An 18,357-nucleotide genomic window follows, 5' to 3' on the forward strand; every position below is an offset into this window, starting at 1 on the left:
GCGCGGAACCGGCCTTGAGGCGACCCTGACATCACATCAAGTTACTTTGAGGTAATATCGCCGGGCCGTCCGGTGACCACCCCCGGCCCCCTCGAAGGACTTGTCTGCTGCCCGATCGCCAGTTCCACCGCCATGGCCGCCCGTCGGCCGGAATGCGACGGGCCGACATCGAACCGTGGAGATTGAGTGATGATCCGGTGGTCTGAGGGCCGGTCCGCCAAGGTGGTGGCCGCAGGCAGCAACAGCACGCCCGGTGCCGACGCCCAATGGGCGGTCAACACCGGTCCGAAGAAGGGGAGTTACCGATGATCCGGGCTGAACGTCCGAGGCCGGGGGCCGATCCGCACGCCATCGGCAGGCGTCGGTTCCTCGGGTACGTGCTCGCGGCCCCGACCCTCGTCGCCGCCGCCGAGCTCGGGCTCGCTCCCGAGGCCCAGGCGCAGCTCCCGTCGCCGGACATCACGCGGCTGCTCGACCTCAACGACGTGATGACCGCGGCCGCCCTGCCGACCGCGAACCTCATCACGGTCGAGGTGAACAAGGACGGCACCGTGTCGTTCGCGCTGCCGCGGGCCGAGGTCGGGCAGGGCATCACCACGTCCTCGGCGATGCTGATCGCCGAGGAACTGGACGTGCCGGTGGAGAAGGTGCGGGTCACCCTGGCCGACGCCCGGCCGGAGCTGCTGTTCAACCAGCTCACCGGCGGGTCGAACACCACCATCTCGACCTTCGTGCCGATCCGGGTCGCCGCGGCCGTCGCCCGGGGCCGGCTGCTGACGGCGGCCGCGATCGAACTCGGCGCGGCGGTCAAGGACCTCACCCTGCGGGCCGGCGTCGTCACCGACGCGGTGGGCCGCGCCATCGGCATCGGCGACCTCGCCGAGAAGGCCGCCGGAGCCCGGACCGAGCAGGTGTCCGTGGTGCTCAAGCCGCGCGAGCGGTTCACCGTCATCGGCACGCCGCACAACCGCGTGGACGCGCTCGCCGCGGTGACCGGGCGCAAGAAGTTCGCGATGGACCTCCAAGTCCCGGACGCCAAGCCGACCATGGTGTGCCGCCCGCCGACGATCAACGGCACCGTCCGGTCGGTGGCCAACCTCGACGAGGTCCGCGCCATGCCGGGCGTCACCGACGTCACGGTGATCTCCACCGGGGTCGCGGTGCGCGCGGAGACCTTCGGCCAGTGCATCGACGCCGTGCGCGCCCTCCGGGTGACCTGGGAGGCCGGGACGGCGGCCGGCAAGTCCGACGAGTCCGTCCTGGCGGAACTGCGCGCCGCCGAGGCGCCGTTCGTGCTCCCGGCCCTGACCCCGACGGTGGAGGGCACCTTCACCTTCCACTTCCGCAGCAACAGCGCGCTGGAGACCAACTGCGCGATAGCCGACGTACGGCCCGGCCGCGCCGAGATCTGGTCGGCCCTGAAGTCGCCGATCGTCGCCAAGGAGGCCATCGCCGCCAAGCTCGGCCTGCCGCCCTCCGCGGTCACCGTGCACGTCACCGAGAGCGGCGGCTCCTTCGGGCGCCGGCTGTTCTACGACGCCGCGTCGGAAGCCGCCGAGATCTCCCAGCGGATCGGCAAGCCCGTCAAGCTCATGTGGCACCGCGCGGACGACTCCCGCCAGGGGCGCGCCCACCCCATGGCCACCTCCCGGGTGCGCGCCTCCTACCTCGGCACCGAGGTGCTCGGCTACGCGCAGCACCACACCAGCGTCTCGACCGACCTCAGCATGGGGCTCGGCGAGATCTTCACCGCCCTGGCCGCGAAGCTGCCGGTGGGCGACATCGGCTTCTCCGAGACCTTCTTCCAGCTCTCCCAGTCGATGCCCTACCGCTTCGGCGTCAGCAGCCGGCTGCTGACCGAGACCGACAAGGGCTTCAACACCGGCAGCATGCGCAACGTCTACTCCCCGGACGTCACCACCGCCCGCGAGCTGATCGTCGACCGGCTCGCCGCCCGGATGGGCAAGGACCCGTACCGGTTCCGCCGCGAGTTCCTCGCCGAGGACCGCGCCCGGGCGGCGCTGGACAAGGTCGCCGAGGTCGGCCAGTGGGGCCGGGAGATGCCGCCGGGCACGGCCCAGGGGATCGCCTTCCACTCCGAGTACCACGCCGTCAGCGCGGTGCTGGTGGAGATCGACTGCCGGCCCGAGACCGTCGACCGGCCGGTCCGCAACGGCGTGGCCGGGCCGCGCGTCACCAAGGCCGTCATGGCCGTGGACGTCGGCCTCGCCGTCAACCCGCGCGGCCTGGAGGCCCAGATGATGGGCTGCGTCATGGACGGCATCGCCCAGACCCTGACCTCCAGCCTGCACCTGCGCGACGGGTACTTCCTGGAGGCCAGTTGGGACAACTACTTCTACACCCGGCAGTGGAACACGCCCCCGGAGCTGCGGATCATCGTGCTGCCGACCACCACGGGGGAGCCCGGCGGCGCCGGGGAGCTCGGCGTCGCCGCGTCGATGGCCGCGGTCGCCTGCGCGTACGGCCGGGCGACGGGCACCATGCCCACCAGCTTCCCGATCAACCACGGCACCCTCTCCTTCGAGCCCAAGCCGACCGTCCCGCCCGTCCCGCCGTCCCCCACCGACGGCCTGAACCTGGCCCGCTGAGGGCTGCTAGGAGATCCCCGTGCCGAAGCACACGTTCCGCCTCAACGGCGAGCAGGTCACCGTCGACGTCGCCGACGACGTGCGGCTGCTCTGGGTGCTGCGCGACGTCCTGGGCGTCACCGGACCGAAGTACGGCTGCGGCATCAACGTCTGCAAGGCGTGCACCAGCCACGTCAACGGCAAGGCCGCCAACCCCTGCGCGATCCCGGTCAAGGACCTGGCCCCGACCGACGAGGTCACCACCATCGAGGGGCTGCCGGCCACGGTCGGCAAGGACCTGCACCCGATGCAGCAGGCCTGGCTGGACCACGACGTGGCCCAGTGCGGCTACTGCCAGCCCGGCCAGATCATGGCCGCCGTCGCCCTGGTGCGCCGGGTCGCCGAGGAGGGCCGCACGATCACCGACGACGACCTCGACGGCATCCGCAACATCTGCCGCTGCGGCACGTACTTCCGGATCCGCGAGGCGATCAAGGACGGTGCCCGGCACATGTGAGGCCGCACCCGTCCGACGTGCACGGACCGATCGTCGACGAAGCGGGGTGCCGGTCTCGCATGGACCGCGTTCCGGATGGGTAGAGAAACCGGTTTAAACCCCGGGTGCGATGAAACGTTAACGGAAATCCTCGCACATGATCTCTATGTGAAGTTTTCGTCGTCCTCTAACATGTGCGACGAACTATTGGGCCGGGTCGGCGAGTTGCGAAAGCGTCACACTTGCGGCACTGGCCTGGGACTGGTGGGAAGGAGGTGGCCGGCGAGGCGGCGGTGAGGTGGTGAATTCCCGACGGTTCCGGTCCGAAGGTTTCGGTGCGGCGGTTTCAGGCGGTCGGTCACTCGGGAAGGGCGTGCAGGAGTGACCGTCGTGATCATCACCTTGACTACCTGGAGAAATCCATGGCATTGGTCGAACGAGACAGGAGCTTGGCCTTCCTCACCGAGATGCTGGCCACCGTCGCCGTCGGCGGGCGCGGCGCCATGGCGGTGATCGGCGGCACCGTCGGGAGCGGCAAGACCGAACTGCTCCACGCCGTGGCCGACCGGGCGGGCGAACACGGCGCCCGGGTGCTGAGCGCGGCCGGCATCCGCGCGGAACGCGCCGTCCCGCTCGGCGTGCTGGCCCAGTTACTGCTCGGGCCGGACCTGCCCGCGGCCGGAGCCGAACGGGTCGCCCGGCTGCTGGACGAGGCCGCAGCCCAGGTCGGGCCGGTCACCGGCGGGCCGGACGCCGCCGCGATGCCCACCCGGATCATGCACGGCGTCTGCGGCTTCCTGGGCGAACTGGCCTGCCAGGGGCCGCTGCTGATCCTGGTCGACGACGTGCACTGGTCCGACGACGCCTCCCTGCAGTGCCTGCTCTACCTGGCGCGCCGGCTGCGCGCGGCCCGGGTGCTGCTGGTGTTCGCCGAGTCCGAGCACGCGCTGCGCGCCAACCCGCTGTTCCGCACCGAACTGCTGCGGGAGTCCCGGTGCGCCTGGGTGCACACCGCCCCGCTCTCGGTGGCCGGCGTCGCCCGGCTGGTCGGCACCGACCCCGGCAGCCGGGCCGCGGCCGAACTGCACGGCTGGACCGGCGGCAACCCGCTGCTGGTCCGGGCCCTGCTCGCCGACCGCGGCGAACTGCCCGCCCGCACCCGGCCCGTACCGGGCCGCGCCGACCGGCCGACCGGCCACCAGGACCGGCCCCGCGAGCACGAGTGCGCACCCGGCGCCGACCGGGTGGTGGTGCGCGGGGCATTCGGCCAGGCCGTGCTCTCCTGCCTGCACCGGGGCGAGCCGCTGATGGGCGCGGTCGCCCGCGCCGCCGCCGTGCTCGACCGGCCGGCCTCCGCCGTGCTGCTCGGCCGGCTGATCGGCGCCGACCGGCAGGCCGCCGCCCGGGCGCTGCGCGAACTCGAGGACACCGGGCTGTTCCACGAAGGCTGGTTCCGGCACCCCGGCGCCGCCCGCGCCGTCCTGGAGGACCTCGGCCCGGAGGAGAGAGCCGACCTGCACAGACGCGCGGCCGAACTCGTCTACCACGAAGGCGCGACGGCGACCGAGGTCGCCCGCCAGCTGCTCGCGGCCGGCCGCGCCGAACCGGACTGGGCGGTGCCCACCCTGTGCGAGGCCGCCGAGGCGGCCCGGCTCGACAGCGACCTCGACCTGACCATCCGCTGCCTCGAACTGGCCGGCAAGGCCTGCGGCGACGAGGCCGTCCGGGCCAGGATCGCGATGGCGCTGGCCGAGGCCGAGTGGCGGCTGAACCCGACCGCCGGGGCCCGCCACCTGCCCAGGCTGCTCAGCGCCCTGGAGAACGGCCACCTACCGACCCGGTACGCCCGCACGCTGATCCGCAAACTGCTCTGGCACGGCCGGCTCGGCGCCGCCGCCGAGGTGCTGTTCCTGGTCGACGGCCGCCCCGGCCCGGAACCGCTCGCCCGCCGGCAGGCCACCCGCCTGTGGATGCGCACCGTCCACCCCGGCCCGGCCGACCAGGCGCCGGCCGCCGCCGGACCGGCCGACCGGGCCGTGCTGGGGCCGGCCGACCAGGGCGCGGCCGTCCTGATGACGGTGCTCAGCCGGGGCGGTGACGACCACACGGCCGCCGACGCCGACCGCGTCCTGCGCGAGACCGACCTGGACGAGGCCACCTTCGACTCGCTGGAAGCCGCGCTGCTGGCCCTGGTCTACGGCGACCGGGTGCTGTCGGCCGCCAGGTTCGGCGCTCGGCTGGCCGACCTGGCCGCCGTCCGCCGCTCCCCGTCCTGGCAGGCCCGGCTGGCCGCCGTCCAGGCCGAGGCCGCGCTGCGCCAGGGCGACACCCTGGGGGCCGAGCGGCACGCCCGGTTCGCGCTCACCCGGCTCGCCCCGCGCGCCTGGGGCGTCGCGGTCGGCGCCCCGCTGGCCACCCTGGTGCTGGCGCTGGTGGCCACCGGCCGGCTGGAGGAGGCCGCCGAGCAGCTCAACCAGCCCGCCCCCGACGCCTTCTTCGAGACCCGCTTCGGCCTGCTCTTCCAGTACGCCCGGGGCCAGTACCAGCTGGCCTGCGGCCGGCCGTCGGCGGCCCTGGAGGACTTCCGCGCCTGCGGCCGGCAGATGCGCGCCTGGGACATCGACCTGCCGGCGCTCGTCCCGTGGCGCGGCGCGGCGGCCCTGGCGCACCTGCGGCTGAACGGGCAGCAGGTCGCCCGCAAGCTGATGGCCGACCAGCTGGCCCGGCCCGGGGCGGGCGGCGCCCGCACCCACGGGGTGTCGATGCGCCAGCTGGCGGCGGCGAGCGGCGTGCGGGACCGGCCCGACCTGCTCCGCAAGGCGGTGAAGAGCCTGCAGGCGGCCGGCGACCGGCTGGAACTGGCCCATGCGCTGGCTGAACTGAGCCGGGCCCACCAGGCGCTCGGCGAGGCGTCCCGGGCCCGGGCGATGGGACACCACGCGCTCGAACTGGCCGCCGAGTGCCACGCCGAGCCGCTGGCCCGGACGCTGCTGCGCTGGCACACCGACGCGGCGCCGGAGCAGGGCGGCGGCGGGCCGCGGGCCGCCGTGGCTCCTGCGGAGTCGGCGGCCAGGGCGGAGTCGGCGGCCACGGCGGAGGCGGCCGGGGTCGTGCGGCCGGGCCGGCCGGCCTCGGGGGACACCTCGGTGCTCAGCGAGGCCGAGCGCCGGGTGGCCGAACTGGCCTCGATGGGCTACATGAACCGCGAGGTGGCCAAGTCGCTGCACGTCACGGTGAGCACGGTGGAGCAGCACCTGACCCGGGTCTACCGGAAGCTGAACATCAGCGGCCGCAACGACCTGTCGACGTACCTGGGCCTGCGCAGCACCGACTCGGCCCTCGCGGGGACCTGACCGGGCGTCGCGCGGGCGGCCGGGCGCGGCCGCTACCGGCCGCCCGCCGCCCGGGTCCGCCGCCAGTCGTCCATGACGCGGGAGAACTCCTCGCGCAGGAAGCCGAAGAACTGCCGGGTCTCCTCCAGCCGGGCCCCGGCGGCGCTGTCCGGCCCGACCGCCGCCATGCCGTCCCGCAGGTCCTGCTCCCAGCGGGTGTAGAGGCTGTCCTGGCGGGTCAGCGCCTCGTACCAGGTGTCGTCGTACAGGCGGTAGTGGTCGCGCCGCTCGCCCGGCTTGCGGTCGCGCGCGACCAGGCCGACCTGGACCAGGTACTGGACGGCCCCGGAGACGGCCGCCGGGCTGACCCGCAGCACCTCGCCCAGCTCGGCGGCGGTGCGCTGGCCGTCCTCGGAGACCAGGATGGCGACGAACACCCGGGCGGGCATCCGCGGGAAGCCGGCCTCCGACAGGTGGAGGGCGAAGCGCTCGACGAACCTGCCCACGGCCTCGTCGTGGCTGGTCGTGGGGGTTCGGGCGCTGTCGGTGGGGTCTATCCGGCTCATCGTCAACAGTGTAGGCCGTGAACGGTGTGGCCAGGCCGGGGCCGGTGCCGGGGCCGGTCGGCGCCGGGTTCGCCGCGGGTGTCGCGCCACTTGCGGATCAGCCGGTCGAGCTCGGTGCGCAGGAAGGCGAAGAACTCCAGCGTCTCGGTGAGCCGCACCCCGGCCCGGGTGTCCGGCCCGACCGCCGCCAGCCCCTCCCGCAGGCCCTCCTCCCAGCGGGCCAGCGTGGTGTCCCGGTGGGTGAACACCTCGTACCACAGGTCGTCGAGGATCCGGTACCGGTCCCGCCGCTCCCCGGGCTCGCGCTCGCGGGTCACCAGGCCCAGCCGGATCAGGTGGCGCAGCGCCACCGAGACCGCGCTGGGGCTGGCCCTGAGCAGCGCGGCCAGCTCGGCGGCGGACGCGCGGTCGCGGTCGGCGGTGATCAGGCCCGCGAAGACCCGGGCCGGCATGCGCGGGAAGCCGACGTCGGCGAGGTGCATCGCGAAGCGCTCGGTGAAGCGGTTGACGGCTTCCTCGTCCCGCCCGGCGGGCCCGCTGCCTGCGGTTTCCTCGTTCCGGCCGGGGTTCGTCAGGTGCTCGGCAGGTTCCATCCGCTGGGGCCCTCCTGACACATTTGGGTGAACCTTCTGTAGCTTCAGAAATTTGTGAAATGAATGTAGCATCGGGGTCATGACTAGTGCCATCTCGGCCTCCGGGCTGGTGAAGACCTTCGGCGGGACCAGGGCCCTGGACGGGCTCGACCTCTCCGTGGCGAGTGGTGAGGTGCACGGCTTCCTGGGCCCCAACGGCGCCGGCAAGTCGACCACCATCCGCGTGCTGCTCGGCATGCTGCGGGCCGACGCCGGCGAGGTCCGGCTGCTCGGCGGCGACCCCTGGCGGGACACGGCCGACCTGCACGCCCGGCTGGCCTACGTGCCCGGCGACGTGACGCTCTGGCCCAACCTCTCCGGCGGCGAGGCGATCGACCTGCTCGGCAGACTGCGCGGCGGCGTCGACCGGCGCCGGCGCGACGAGCTGGTCGAACGCTTCGAGCTCGACCCCAAGAAGAAGGGCCGCGCCTACTCCAAGGGCAACCGGCAGAAGGTCGCGCTGGTCGCCGCGTTCGCCTCGGACGTCGAACTGCTACTGCTCGACGAGCCGACCTCCGGCCTCGACCCGCTGATGGAGGCGGTCTTCCAGGACCTGGTCGCCCAGGAGCGCGAGCGCGGACGCACCGTCCTGCTCTCCAGCCACATCCTGGGTGAGGTCGAGGCGCTCTGCGACCGGGTGACGATCATCCGCAAGGGCCGCGCCGTCGAGTCCGGCACCCTGAGCGAGCTGCGGCACCTCTCCCGCACCTCGGTCAGCGCCGAGCTGGTCGCCGCCCCGGACGGGCTCGCCGGCCTGCCGACCGTGCACGACCTGCGGGTCGAAGGCACCCGGGTCCGCTTCGACGTCGACACGGCCGAACTCAACGCCGTCCTCGCCCACCTCACCGGGATCGGCGTGCGCGGCCTCACCTGCCAGCCGCCCACCCTGGAGGAGCTGTTCCTGCGCCACTACCAGGGCGACGGCGACCAGGCGGACGGCGCGGTCGCCAGCGCGCCCGCACCGCGCAGCGGAGCGGCGCGATGAACGACTTCGTGGGCACGCGGGACCTGATCAAGCTCTACGCCCGCCGGGACCGGGTCAAGCTGCCGGTCGGCCTGCTGATCATGGTCGGCATCGTGGCGAGCAGCGTCACCGGGTTCGCCAAGCTCTACACCACCGCCAAGGAGCGGACGGACTTCGCCAACGGCGTCAACGGCAACGCCGCGCAGCTCTTCATGTACGGGCCCGTGGTGCGCACCGACGCGGCCGGCGGCCTGGTCGCCTGGCGCACCGCCGCACTCGGCGGCCTGATCATCGGCCTGATCAGCCTCTTCACCGTCATCCGGCACAGCCGCGGCGAGGAGGAGACCGGCCGGGCCGAACTGATCCGGGCCGGCGTCGTCGGACCGCGCGCCCAACTCGCCGCCGCCGTCGCCGTCGCCGTCGTCGGCAACGTCGTCACCGCGCTCTACCTGGCGCTCACCATGGGCTTCCAGGGCCTGCCCTGGGGAGGATCGATCGCCCTCGCGCTCGGCCTCGGCGCCACCGGCTGCGTCTTCGCCGGCATCGGCGCGATCGCCGCCCAGCTCACCGAGAGCGCCCGCGCCGCCCGCGGCATCGCCTCCGCCGTCGTCGGCGCCGCCTTCCTGCTCCGCGCCCTCGGCGACGCCGGGAAGCACGACCTCTCCTGGGTCGTCTGGCTCTCGCCGATCGGCTGGACGGAACGCCTGCACCCCTTCGCCGACGAGCGCTGGTGGGTGCTCCTCCTGGCCGCCGCCACCACCGCGCTGCTGACCGCCGCCGCCTTCGCGCTCAACGCCCGCCGCGACCTCGGCGCCGGCCTGCTGCCCGACCGGCCCGGCCCGGCCACCGCCGCCCCCGGCCTGCGCACCCCGCTCGCCCTCGCCTGGCGGCTGCACCGCCCCGCCCTGCTCGGCTGGAGCGCCGGCTTCCTCGTCGTCGGCGCCGTCACCGGCGGGGCCGGCAAGAGCATCGGCGACCAGATCGACAGCAGCAGCGCGCTGAAGGAGGTGTTCGAGAACCTGGGCGGCCACGGCGACCTCGTCGACGCCTACCTGGCCACCGCCATGGGCACCCTGGGCCTGCTCGCCGCCGCCTACGCCGTCCAGGCCGCGCTGCGCCCGTACCAGGAGGAGACCGCCGGCCGGGCCGAGCCCGTCCTGGCGACCCGCACCTCCCGGATCGAATGGGCCGTCAGTCACCTGGTCTTCGCGCTGCTCGGCCCGGCCGTCGCCCTCGCCGTCGGCGGCCTCGCCGCCGGGCTGGTCTACGGGGCGAGCACCCACGGGATCGGCCACGAGGTGCCCCGGCTGCTCGGCGCCGCCCTCGTCCAGCTGCCCGCCGCGTGGATCCTCGCCGCCCTCACCACCGCGCTGTTCGGGCTCGCCCCGCGCGCCGTGCAGGCCGCCTGGGGGGCGCTGGTGGTCTTCCTGCTGCTCGGCCAGCTCGGCGGGGCGTTCGGCTGGAACCAGAAGCTGCTCGACGTCTCGCCGTTCACCCACATCCCGCGGATCCCGGCGGCGAGCCTGAGCGCGACCCCGCTGCTGGTCCTGGTGCTGGTCGCCGCCGCGCTCACCGCCGCCGGCCTGGCCGGCTTCCGCCGCCGCGCGGTCGGCAGCTGACCCCCGCCGGTGGTGGGGGCGTTCAGGGCCGAGCCCCCACCACCCCGGGCGCGGTCAGGCGCGGCGCAGCTCCAGCGGCAGCCGCCGGGCCCCGAACAGCATCGCCGGGCTCGGGAAGTACTCCACGCCCCGCGCCCGGTCCACCCGCAGGTCCGCGAACCGGTCGAACAGCCGGTTCAGCGCGATCCGGGACTCCAGCCGGGCCAGCGGCGCACCCAGGCAGAAGTGGATGCCGTGCCCGAACGCCAGGTGCGGGTTGGGGCTGCGCCGGATGTCGAAGGCCAGCGGGTCCGGGAACCACGCCGGATCCCGGTTCGCGGCCGCCAGCCACACCGACACCGCCGTGTCCGCCGGGATCGTCCGCCCGCCCAGCTCGGCGTCCCGGGTGGTGCGCCGCAGGTTGCGGGTGAACGGCGGGCGGCAGCGCAGCACCTCCTCGATCGCCGCGGGGACGGCTGAGCGGTCCGCCCGCAGGACGGCCGCCGCCTCCGGGTGCGCGTCCAGCAGCAGGACGGTGGTCCCCAGCACGGCCGTCGTGGTCACGTGCCCGGCCACCAGGAGCACGATCGCGAAGCTCGCGATCTCCCCGTCGTCCAGCCGCCGCCCGTCCACCTCGGCCGCCACCAGCAGACTGATCAGGTCCTCCCCGGGCCGGGCCCGGCGGGCGCGCACCTGGCCGGTGAAGTAGTCGAACATCTCGCGCAGGGTCGGCGCGTACGAGCGCAGCGTCTCCGCCCCGACCACCACCTCGTCCGCGCGCATCGTGCCGGAGAGCATCACGTCCGCCCAGCCGCGGAAGCGCTCGCGGTCCTCGGCCGGGACGCCCAGCAGCTCGGCGATCACCACGATCGGCAGCGGGTAGGCCAGCGCGCCGACCAGCTCGGCGCGGTCCTCCACCGCGTCCAGCAGGCCGTCCGTGATCGCGGCGATCCGCGGCTCCAGGTCGGCCACCGTCCGGGGCGTGAACGCCCGGCCGACCAGCCGCCGCAGCTCCTGCTGGCGGGGCGGGTCCATCCGGACGAAGTTGCCCCGGCCGAACAGCTCCAGCTCCGGCTGGGACGGCATCAGCGAGCCGAGGTCCGAGGAGAACAGGCCCGGGTCCGCGTACACCCGCGCCACCTCCGGGTAGCCGAAGACGTGCCAGGAGCCGGTCCGCTCGTCGAGGTGCACGGGCTCGCCCGCGCGCATCCCGTCCAGCCAGTCGAAGAGCCCGCGGATCTCCTCCGGAAGCCCCGCGTCCACACCCCTGCTGGCAGCCACACCCATCGTGATCGGTCCCCTCGCTCGTCGGGCCCCCGGTCCTGAGGCATCCTCACCCCGCCGCGGGGCGGCGCGGAACCCGAGAACCGGCGGCCGGCCCGCCGCCGGGCCCCGCCCTCGGGGTCCGACCCCTGCCGGCTGGGGGCGCCCCGGGCCGAATAGGGGTGGCGGACCGTCGCCGCACCGGGCACGGCCGGGCCACCCTGGTCCCGGACGGACGCCGCGGCGGGGAAGGGAACGGGCAGACGCGATGAACGGAACGCTCCGATGAACGGAACACTCCGATGAACGGAACACTCCCATGACCGGAAGACTCCAATGACCGGAACGACCGGGGCCGTCGTGCTCGGGGGCGGACTGGCCGGCCTGCTGGCCGCGACGGTGCTGGCACGCCACGTCGACGAGGTCACCGTGGTGGACCGGGACGGGCTCCCGGCCGGGCCCGAGCCGCGCAAGGGCGTGCCGCAGGGCCGGCACGCCCACCTGCTGTGGTCCGGCGGCGCCCGCACCATCGAGGCCCTGCTGCCCGGCACCACCGAGCGCTGGCTCGCCGCCGGCGCCCGCAGGGTCGCCGTCCACCAGGACATGGTGTCGCTCACCGCCTACGGCTGGCAGCACCGCTTCCCCGGCACCCAGTTCATGATCGCCTGCAGCCGGCCGCTGCTCGACCACGTGGTCCGCGAAGCCGTGCTCGGCCACCCGCGGATCACCCTGCGCGAGCGCACCGAGGCCCGGGCCCTGCGCGGCGGCGCCGACCGGGTCACCGGCGTCACCGTGCTCCCGCTCGGCGCCGGGCGGGAGGAGGACCTGGCCGCCGACCTCGTGGTGGACGCCACCGGGCGCGGCTCACGGCTGGACCGGTGGCTCCCCGCGCTCGGCCTCCCGGTGCCCGAGACCGACCGCGTCGACCCCGGCATCGTCTACGCCACCCGGATCTACCGGGCGCCGCACGGGATGGCCGCCGACTTCCCGGTGGTCAGCGTCTACGCCGACCACCGGGACGGCGGGCCCGGCCGCAACGGCGTGGTGCTGCCGATCGAGGACGACCGCTGGATGGTCACCCTCTCCGGCACCCGCAACGGCGAACCCGGCGGCGGCGAGGCCGAGTTCCTCGCCTTCGCCCGCGCCCTGCGGCACCCCGTCGTCGCCGAGCTGATCGCCGGCGCCGAACCCCTCACCGGCGTCCGGCGCACCCGCAGCACCGCCAGCCGCCGGCTGTTCTGCGAACGCGCCGAACGCTGGCCCGCCGGACTGGTGGTGCTCGGCGACGCCCTCGCCGCGCTCAACCCCGTGTACGGGCACGGCATGAGCGCCGCCGCCCTGGGCGCCGACGCGCTCGACCGCGCCCTCACCGAGCACGCGCTCGCCCCGGAGCTCGCCGCCCGGGCCCAGCAGGCCATCGCCCGGGTCGTCGACGACCCGTGGATCTTCGCCGCCGCCCAGGACATCTGCTACCCCGACTGCCGCACCGACGTCCGCGACCCGCGCCTGACCACCCGGGCCGCCGAACGGCGCCGGTTCGCCGAACTCATCGGCGCCACCGCCATCCGCTCGCCGTCGCTCAGCGCCGCCACCACGGCCGTCAGCACGCTCTCCGTCCCCTCCAGCAGCCTGGAGGACCCGGCCGTGCTCGCCGACCTGCGCCGGGGGCCGCAGCGCCCGGAGCTCCTGCGGCCGCCGCTCAAGGCGGTGGAGCGGGAACTGCTGGCGCGGTGCGCGGCGGCGGGGGAGGGGGTAGCGGGGCCGGGGCCGGGGTAGCGGGGCCGGGGCCGGGGGCGCGGGTCAGGAGGGTCGGCGGGGGCGCATCAGGAGCAGGTCCTCGCCCCAGGCGTCCAGCACCGCCGCCTGGCCGGCGGCCCGGGCCGCGGCCTCGACCCGGGCGAACAGCCGTTGCTGCGGCTCGACTTCGCCGGTCGCGGTGATCCGGGCGACGGCCTCCAGCAGCGCGGCGCCGTCCCAGCCGGGCAGCGGGAACCGGTCCAGCTCCCAGGCCAGGTACTTGTTGTAGGGGCGCGGGCGGCGGTCCAGGGCGAAGAGCAGGTCGAGCAGGAATCCGACGCCGGCGGCGGCGTCCAGGTGGCCGGCGAGCGGGTCGCCGTCGCGGTGGTTCTTGACCGAGCGGTAGAGCGCGTTGGCGTAGGCGTCCAGCAGGGCGGCGGCGGACCGGAAGGCCTCCTCGGGGCCGAGCCGCCCCGCCGCGGCGACGATCCGGGCGAGCTCCCCGTCGCGGCGGTCGAGCAGCACCCGGGCGCGGGCGATCGCGTACCGCTCCCAGGCGGCGGGCCGACGGAACCGGTCGAGCGTGGTGACGACCAGGTCGAGCCGCGCGGAGCGGTAGCCGTCGAGCGCGGCCAGCCCGCTCACCGCGTCGTCGGCGAGGACGACGTAGAGGTCGTGGTCGGAGTGCTGGGTGGCCATGCCGTCGTGCGCCCGGGAGCCCTTGAGGACGAGGCCGACGACGGCCGGGTCGGCCGTCGCGGCGGCGACGAACGACGCGAACTCCATGGTCACGCCAGGTCCTTGCGCATCATCGTGCACATCGTCTCGTACCGGTGGATCGAACCGTCCTCGGCCTCCACGTCCCAGGAGTCGGGTGCGCGGCCGAAGGCCCGGTAGCCCAGGCGCTCGTAGAGGGCGCGGGCGCGCGGGTTGTCCTCCTCGACGCGGAGTTCGGCGCGGGTCAGGCCCCGCGCGCCGATCCGCCGCTCGGCGGCGCGGATCAGCAGCGTGCCGATCCCGCACGACTGCAGGGCCGGGTGGACGCTCAGCTGCCAGAGCATGCCGGCGCCCGGCGTGACCGTGTAGTCGACGCCGCAGAGGGCCACCGGGAACCCGACCGGCGTGCACACCGCCAGGTAGTCGATCTCGCCCGCTCCGGCGCGATGGAGCTGGTGGACGAGCTGGCGCACGTGCGCGGGGGAGCCGGACCAGCCGCAGCGCGGCACGTCCGTCTCGGTGAGGTCGCGCACCGACAGGTCCAGCCTGATCCCGGACATCGCCGCATCCCTTCGCCACCGACACCGACCGGCTCCCATTCCAGCAAGCCGGCCCCCGTGCCGTCCACAGGGTTTCGGGCCGATCCGGCGTCAGGCGTAGGGGTGCCACCGGGGTGTTAGGGGTCGGGGGCGTTAGGGGGCCGCCGGGGCTTCTCCGCGGGTGCGGGGGCGTGCGAGGTTGGCGTAGTCCCGGAACCGGTGCGGCGACGGGGCGGAGCTGTGCCGAGAACTGACCTTGGCGACGGCGCCGGACGGGTGCCGGCGGGCCGTCGCCCGTCCGCTTTCCAGGACCGGAATCCGCCGGCGGCACCCACGCGGGGCCGCCGGGAGTCCGGCGGGCCCACGGGTGGGAGACATGGCCGATTCCGCTGAGTTCGGACCTGACCGGATGCCGCGCGCGGGTGAGTCACCGCGTGCCGGGCGCGAGCCGATCGCGGTGGTGGGCCTGGCCTGCCGCCTCCCCGGCGCCGCCACCCCGGACGCGTACTGGCGGCTGCTCGCCGACGGCGTCGACGCGGTCACCGAGTTCCCGGCCGACCGCTGGGCCGAGGCGCTGGCCCGCGACCCCGGGCTGGCCGACGCCGTGCCCGCCCACGCGCGGCGCGGCGGCTTCCTCGACCGGGTGGACGGCTTCGACCCCGCCTTCTTCGGCATCTCGCCGCGCGAGGCCCGGGCGATCGACCCGCAGCAGCGGCTCGCCCTGGAACTGGGCTGGGAGGCCCTGGAGGACGCCGGCCTGCGCCCCGCCGCGCTGGCCGGCACCCGCACCGGCGTGTTCGTCGGCGGCGGCGCCGACGACTACGCCAAGCTCACCCAGGCGCACGGCCCGCACGCCGTCACCCAGCACACCGCCACCGGCCTGACCCGCGGCATCATCGCCAACCGGATCTCCTACCTGCTCGGCCTGCACGGACCCAGCCTCACCGTCGACACCGCCCAGTCCTCCGCGCTGACCGCCGTCCACCTGGCCTGCGAGAGCCTGCGCACCGGCGAGTCCGAACTGGCGCTGGCCGGCGGCGTGCAGCTCAACCTCACGCCCGAGGGCGCGCTGGCCGCCGCCCGGTTCGGCGGACTCTCCCCGACCGGCCGCTGCCACACCTTCGACCACCGGGCGGACGGCTACGTGCGCGGCGAGGGCGGCGCCCTGGTGGTGCTGGAACCGCTGCACCGGGCGCTCGCCGCCGGTCACCGGGTGCTCTGCGTGATCCGCGCCAGCGCCACCAACAACGACGGCGCCACCGACGGGCTCACCGTGCCCAGCGCCGCCGCCCAGCGCGACCTGCTGCGGCTCGCCTACCGCCGTGCCGGCCTCGACCCCGCCGAGGTCCAGTACGTCGAACTGCACGGCACCGGCACCCGCCTCGGCGACCCGGTCGAGGCCGCCGCCCTCGGCGCCGTCCTCGGCCGCGACCGGCCCGCCGACGACCCGCTGCTGGTCGGCTCCGCCAAGACCAACATCGGCCACCTGGAGAGCGCCGCCGGGGCCGCCGGACTGGCGAAGGCCGTGCTCTGCCTGAGCCGCCGCGCACTCCCGCCGAGCCTGCACCACGAACGGCCCGCCCCGGCCGTCGAGCTGGCCGGGCGAGGCCTGCGGGTCCGCACCGAGCACGGCCCCTGGCCGCACCCCGACCGGCCGCTGGTCGCCGGGGTCAGCTCCTTCGGCATGGGCGGCACCAACTGCCACGTCGTGCTCTCCGACCACCCGGACGGCTCGGACCGCTCGGACCGCTCGGACGGCTCGGGCCGCTCGGCGAGCGTGCCGGCGCCGTCCGGCCCGGCCGCCGGGGTGGACGGCTGCGGCACCCTGCCGTTCCTGCTGTCCGCCCGTGACGCGGGCGCGCTGCGCGAGCAGGCCGAGCGGCTGGCCGGGCACCTCGGCGCGCAGGATCGGGCCGACGTGGCCCACTCGCTCGCCACCACCCGCACCCTCTTCGAGCACCGCGCCGTACTGCTCGCCGCCGACCGGGCCACCCTGGCCGACGCGCTCGCCGACCTCGCCGACGACCGGCCGTCCCCCGCCGTGGTCCGCGGTGAGGACCTCGGCGGCGGCACCGTCTTCCTGTTCGCCGGACAGGGCGCCCAGCGACCGGGCATGGGCCGCGAGCTGTACCGGGCGTTCCCGGTCTACGCCCGCGCCTTCGACGAGGCCTGTGCCGCCCTCGACCCGCACCTGGAGCCGCACCTGGACCCGGACCCGGACCTGGACCCGCACCGGGGCCGTTCGCTGCGCGAGGTCGTGTTCGCCCCCGAGGGCAGTCCCGAGGCCGCCCTGCTCGACCGGACCGGCTACACCCAGCCCGCGCTGTTCGCCGTCGAGGTCGCGCTCCACCGGCTCGTCGAGAGCCGGGGCGTGCGCCCCGACCACCTGATGGGCCACTCGATCGGCGAGATCGCCGCCGCACACGTGGCCGGAGTGCTCGACCTCGGCGACGCGGCCGCCCTGGTCGCCGCGCGCGGCCGGCTGATGCAGGAACTGCCGGGCGGCGGCGCGATGGTCGCCGTGCAGGCCACCGAGCGGGAACTCGCCGAGCAGCTGGCCGGCCGGGAGGCGGAGCTCGGCATCGCCGCGCTGAACGGGCCGGAGGCGACCGTGCTCGCCGGAGACGAACAGGCGGTGCTCCGGCTCGCCGAGCACTGGCGGGCACGGGGACGCCGGACCAAGCGGCTGCGGGTCGGCCACGCGTTCCACTCGCCGCACATGGAACCCATGCTCGACGCCTTCGCGGCCGTCCTGCGCGGGCTCGACTTCCGGCCGCCGCGGATCCCGATCGTCTCCAACCTGACCGGCGCGCCCGCCGGCGCCACCGAACTCTGCGACCCCGACTACTGGGTGCGGCACGTCCGCCGACCGGTGCGCTTCCTGGACGGGATGCGCCGACTGCACGAGGCCGGGGTCACCCGCTACCTGGAACTCGGCCCGGACGGCGTGCTCACCGCCCTGGCCCGCGACTGCGTCCCGGCGGGGAGCGCGTTCGTCCCCGCCCTGCGGCCGCGCTGCCCCGAGGTGCGCGGGCTCACCGAGGCGCTGGCCCGGCTGCACGCGCACGGCGCGCCCGTCGACTGGAGCGCCGCCTTCGCGGGCAGCAGCCCGCGCCGCGTCACGCTGCCGGGGTACCCGTTCCAGCGGCAGCGGTACTGGCTGGAGCCGGCGGTACCGGCCGAGGAGCCGGCTGTCGTACCCGAGGAGCCGACTGCCGTACCCGAGGTGCCCGGACGGCCCGCTGGTGCGCCCGACGCCCCGGCGAACCCGACCGAGGAGGCCTTGCGGCGCCGGCTCGCCGGGCTCGCCGCCGCCGAACAGCGGCGCGTCCTCGGCGAGTTGGTGCGCGAGCGGATCGCCGCCGTCCTCGGGCACGCCACCCCGGCCGGCGTCCGGGAGCGGGCCGCCTTCAAGGACCTCGGCTTCGACTCGCTGACCCTCGGCGAACTGCGCGAGCAGCTGGCCGCCGCCACCGGCCTGCCGCTCCCCACCTCGCTGCTCTTCGACCACCCCACCCCCGCCGCGCTCGCCGCCGAACTGCGCGCCCTCGCGCTCGGCGAGGACACCGACACCGAGGCGCGTGCCGCAGTCGGGACGGACGAGCCGATCGCGATCGTGGCGATGGCCTGCCGGCTGCCGGGCGGTGTCTCTTCGCCGGAGGAGCTGTGGGAGCTGGTGGCGGCGGGCGGTGACGCGATCTCCGGGTTCCCGACCGATCGGGGCTGGGACCTGGGCCGGCTGTTCGACGCGGGCGCGGACGGCCCCGGCACCTCGCACACCCGCCACGGCGGATTCCTGGACGGCGTGGGAGAGTTCGACGCGGAGCTGTTCGGGATCTCGCCGCGCGAGGCGCTGGCCATGGACCCGCAGCAGCGGCTGCTGCTGGAGACCTCCTGGGAGGTGTTCGAGCGCGCGGGCATCCCG

Annotated in this window: 12 protein-coding genes; 7 read left to right on the forward strand and 5 right to left on the reverse strand. The window is 75.2% G+C overall.

Annotated features, from left to right (window positions below):
- Positions 1-305 precede the first annotated feature (305 nt).
- The 3 genes from VM95_RS30855 (at position 306) to VM95_RS30865 (ending at position 6,437) form a co-directional block, all read left to right on the forward strand.
- Positions 306-2,609 carry a molybdopterin cofactor-binding domain-containing protein gene (locus VM95_RS30855; protein WP_045703007.1) on the forward strand — a complete coding sequence of 768 codons (2,304 nt, stop codon included), beginning with the start codon at positions 306-308 and terminating at the stop codon, positions 2,607-2,609.
- A gap of 19 nt (positions 2,610-2,628) precedes the next feature.
- Complete coding sequence (locus tag VM95_RS30860; protein ID WP_045703009.1) at positions 2,629-3,105, forward strand: (2Fe-2S)-binding protein; 477 nt, start codon at positions 2,629-2,631, stop codon at positions 3,103-3,105.
- 401 nt (positions 3,106-3,506) lie between these two features.
- The gene (locus VM95_RS30865) at positions 3,507-6,437 is read left to right on the forward strand and encodes a helix-turn-helix transcriptional regulator (RefSeq protein WP_045703011.1); all 2,931 of its coding nucleotides are present in this window, start codon (positions 3,507-3,509) and stop codon (positions 6,435-6,437) included.
- Positions 6,438-6,469: 32 nt separating this feature from the next.
- On the opposite strand, the gene VM95_RS30870 is transcribed toward VM95_RS30865, so the two are convergent.
- Positions 6,470-6,982, reverse strand: a complete 513-nt coding sequence (locus VM95_RS30870) for a GbsR/MarR family transcriptional regulator (RefSeq protein ID WP_045703013.1) — start codon at positions 6,980-6,982, stop codon at positions 6,470-6,472.
- Positions 6,983-6,984: 2 nt separating this feature from the next.
- Positions 6,985-7,575, reverse strand: coding sequence for a GbsR/MarR family transcriptional regulator (locus VM95_RS30875; RefSeq protein WP_078860799.1), 591 nt, complete (start codon positions 7,573-7,575; stop codon positions 6,985-6,987).
- A 79-nt stretch (positions 7,576-7,654) separates the two neighbouring features.
- Between VM95_RS30875 and VM95_RS30880 the strand changes: the two genes are divergently transcribed.
- Together VM95_RS30880 and VM95_RS30885 are read left to right on the forward strand one after the other, a co-directional pair.
- Positions 7,655-8,599: an ABC transporter ATP-binding protein gene (locus VM95_RS30880; RefSeq protein ID WP_045703015.1), complete on the forward strand. Its 945-nt coding sequence runs from the start codon at positions 7,655-7,657 to the stop codon at positions 8,597-8,599.
- The gene (locus tag VM95_RS30885; RefSeq protein ID WP_045703017.1) at positions 8,596-10,197 is read left to right on the forward strand and encodes an ABC transporter permease; all 1,602 of its coding nucleotides are present in this window, start codon (positions 8,596-8,598) and stop codon (positions 10,195-10,197) included. The genes VM95_RS30880 and VM95_RS30885 overlap by 4 nt, the downstream gene beginning before the upstream one ends.
- Before the next feature lie 54 nt (positions 10,198-10,251).
- Here VM95_RS30885 and VM95_RS30890 read toward each other — a convergent pair whose 3' ends face one another.
- Positions 10,252-11,457, reverse strand: coding sequence for a cytochrome P450 (locus VM95_RS30890; RefSeq protein WP_244179011.1), 1,206 nt, complete (start codon positions 11,455-11,457; stop codon positions 10,252-10,254).
- A 318-nt stretch (positions 11,458-11,775) separates the two neighbouring features.
- On the opposite strand from VM95_RS30890, the gene VM95_RS30895 reads away from it, so the two are divergent.
- Positions 11,776-13,215, forward strand: a complete 1,440-nt coding sequence (locus VM95_RS30895; RefSeq protein WP_107073150.1) for an FAD-dependent monooxygenase — start codon at positions 11,776-11,778, stop codon at positions 13,213-13,215.
- A 24-nt stretch (positions 13,216-13,239) separates the two neighbouring features.
- Here the strand turns inward: VM95_RS30895 and VM95_RS30900 are convergent, their stop codons facing one another.
- Complete coding sequence (locus VM95_RS30900) at positions 13,240-13,962, reverse strand: hypothetical protein (protein ID WP_045703019.1); 723 nt, start codon at positions 13,960-13,962, stop codon at positions 13,240-13,242.
- A gap of 2 nt (positions 13,963-13,964) precedes the next feature.
- Positions 13,965-14,453 (reverse strand): GNAT family N-acetyltransferase, encoded by a 489-nt coding sequence (locus tag VM95_RS30905; protein WP_045703021.1) that lies wholly within the window; start codon positions 14,451-14,453, stop codon positions 13,965-13,967.
- Positions 14,454-14,808: 355 nt separating this feature from the next.
- On the opposite strand from VM95_RS30905, the gene VM95_RS30910 reads away from it, so the two are divergent.
- Positions 14,809-18,357: type I polyketide synthase (locus VM95_RS30910; RefSeq protein WP_045703037.1), on the forward strand; the 3,549-nt coding region annotated here is incomplete at its 3' end.

This window comes from Streptomyces rubellomurinus, from assembly GCF_000961885.1.
GTDB lineage: Bacteria > Actinomycetota > Actinomycetes > Streptomycetales > Streptomycetaceae > Kitasatospora > Kitasatospora rubellomurina.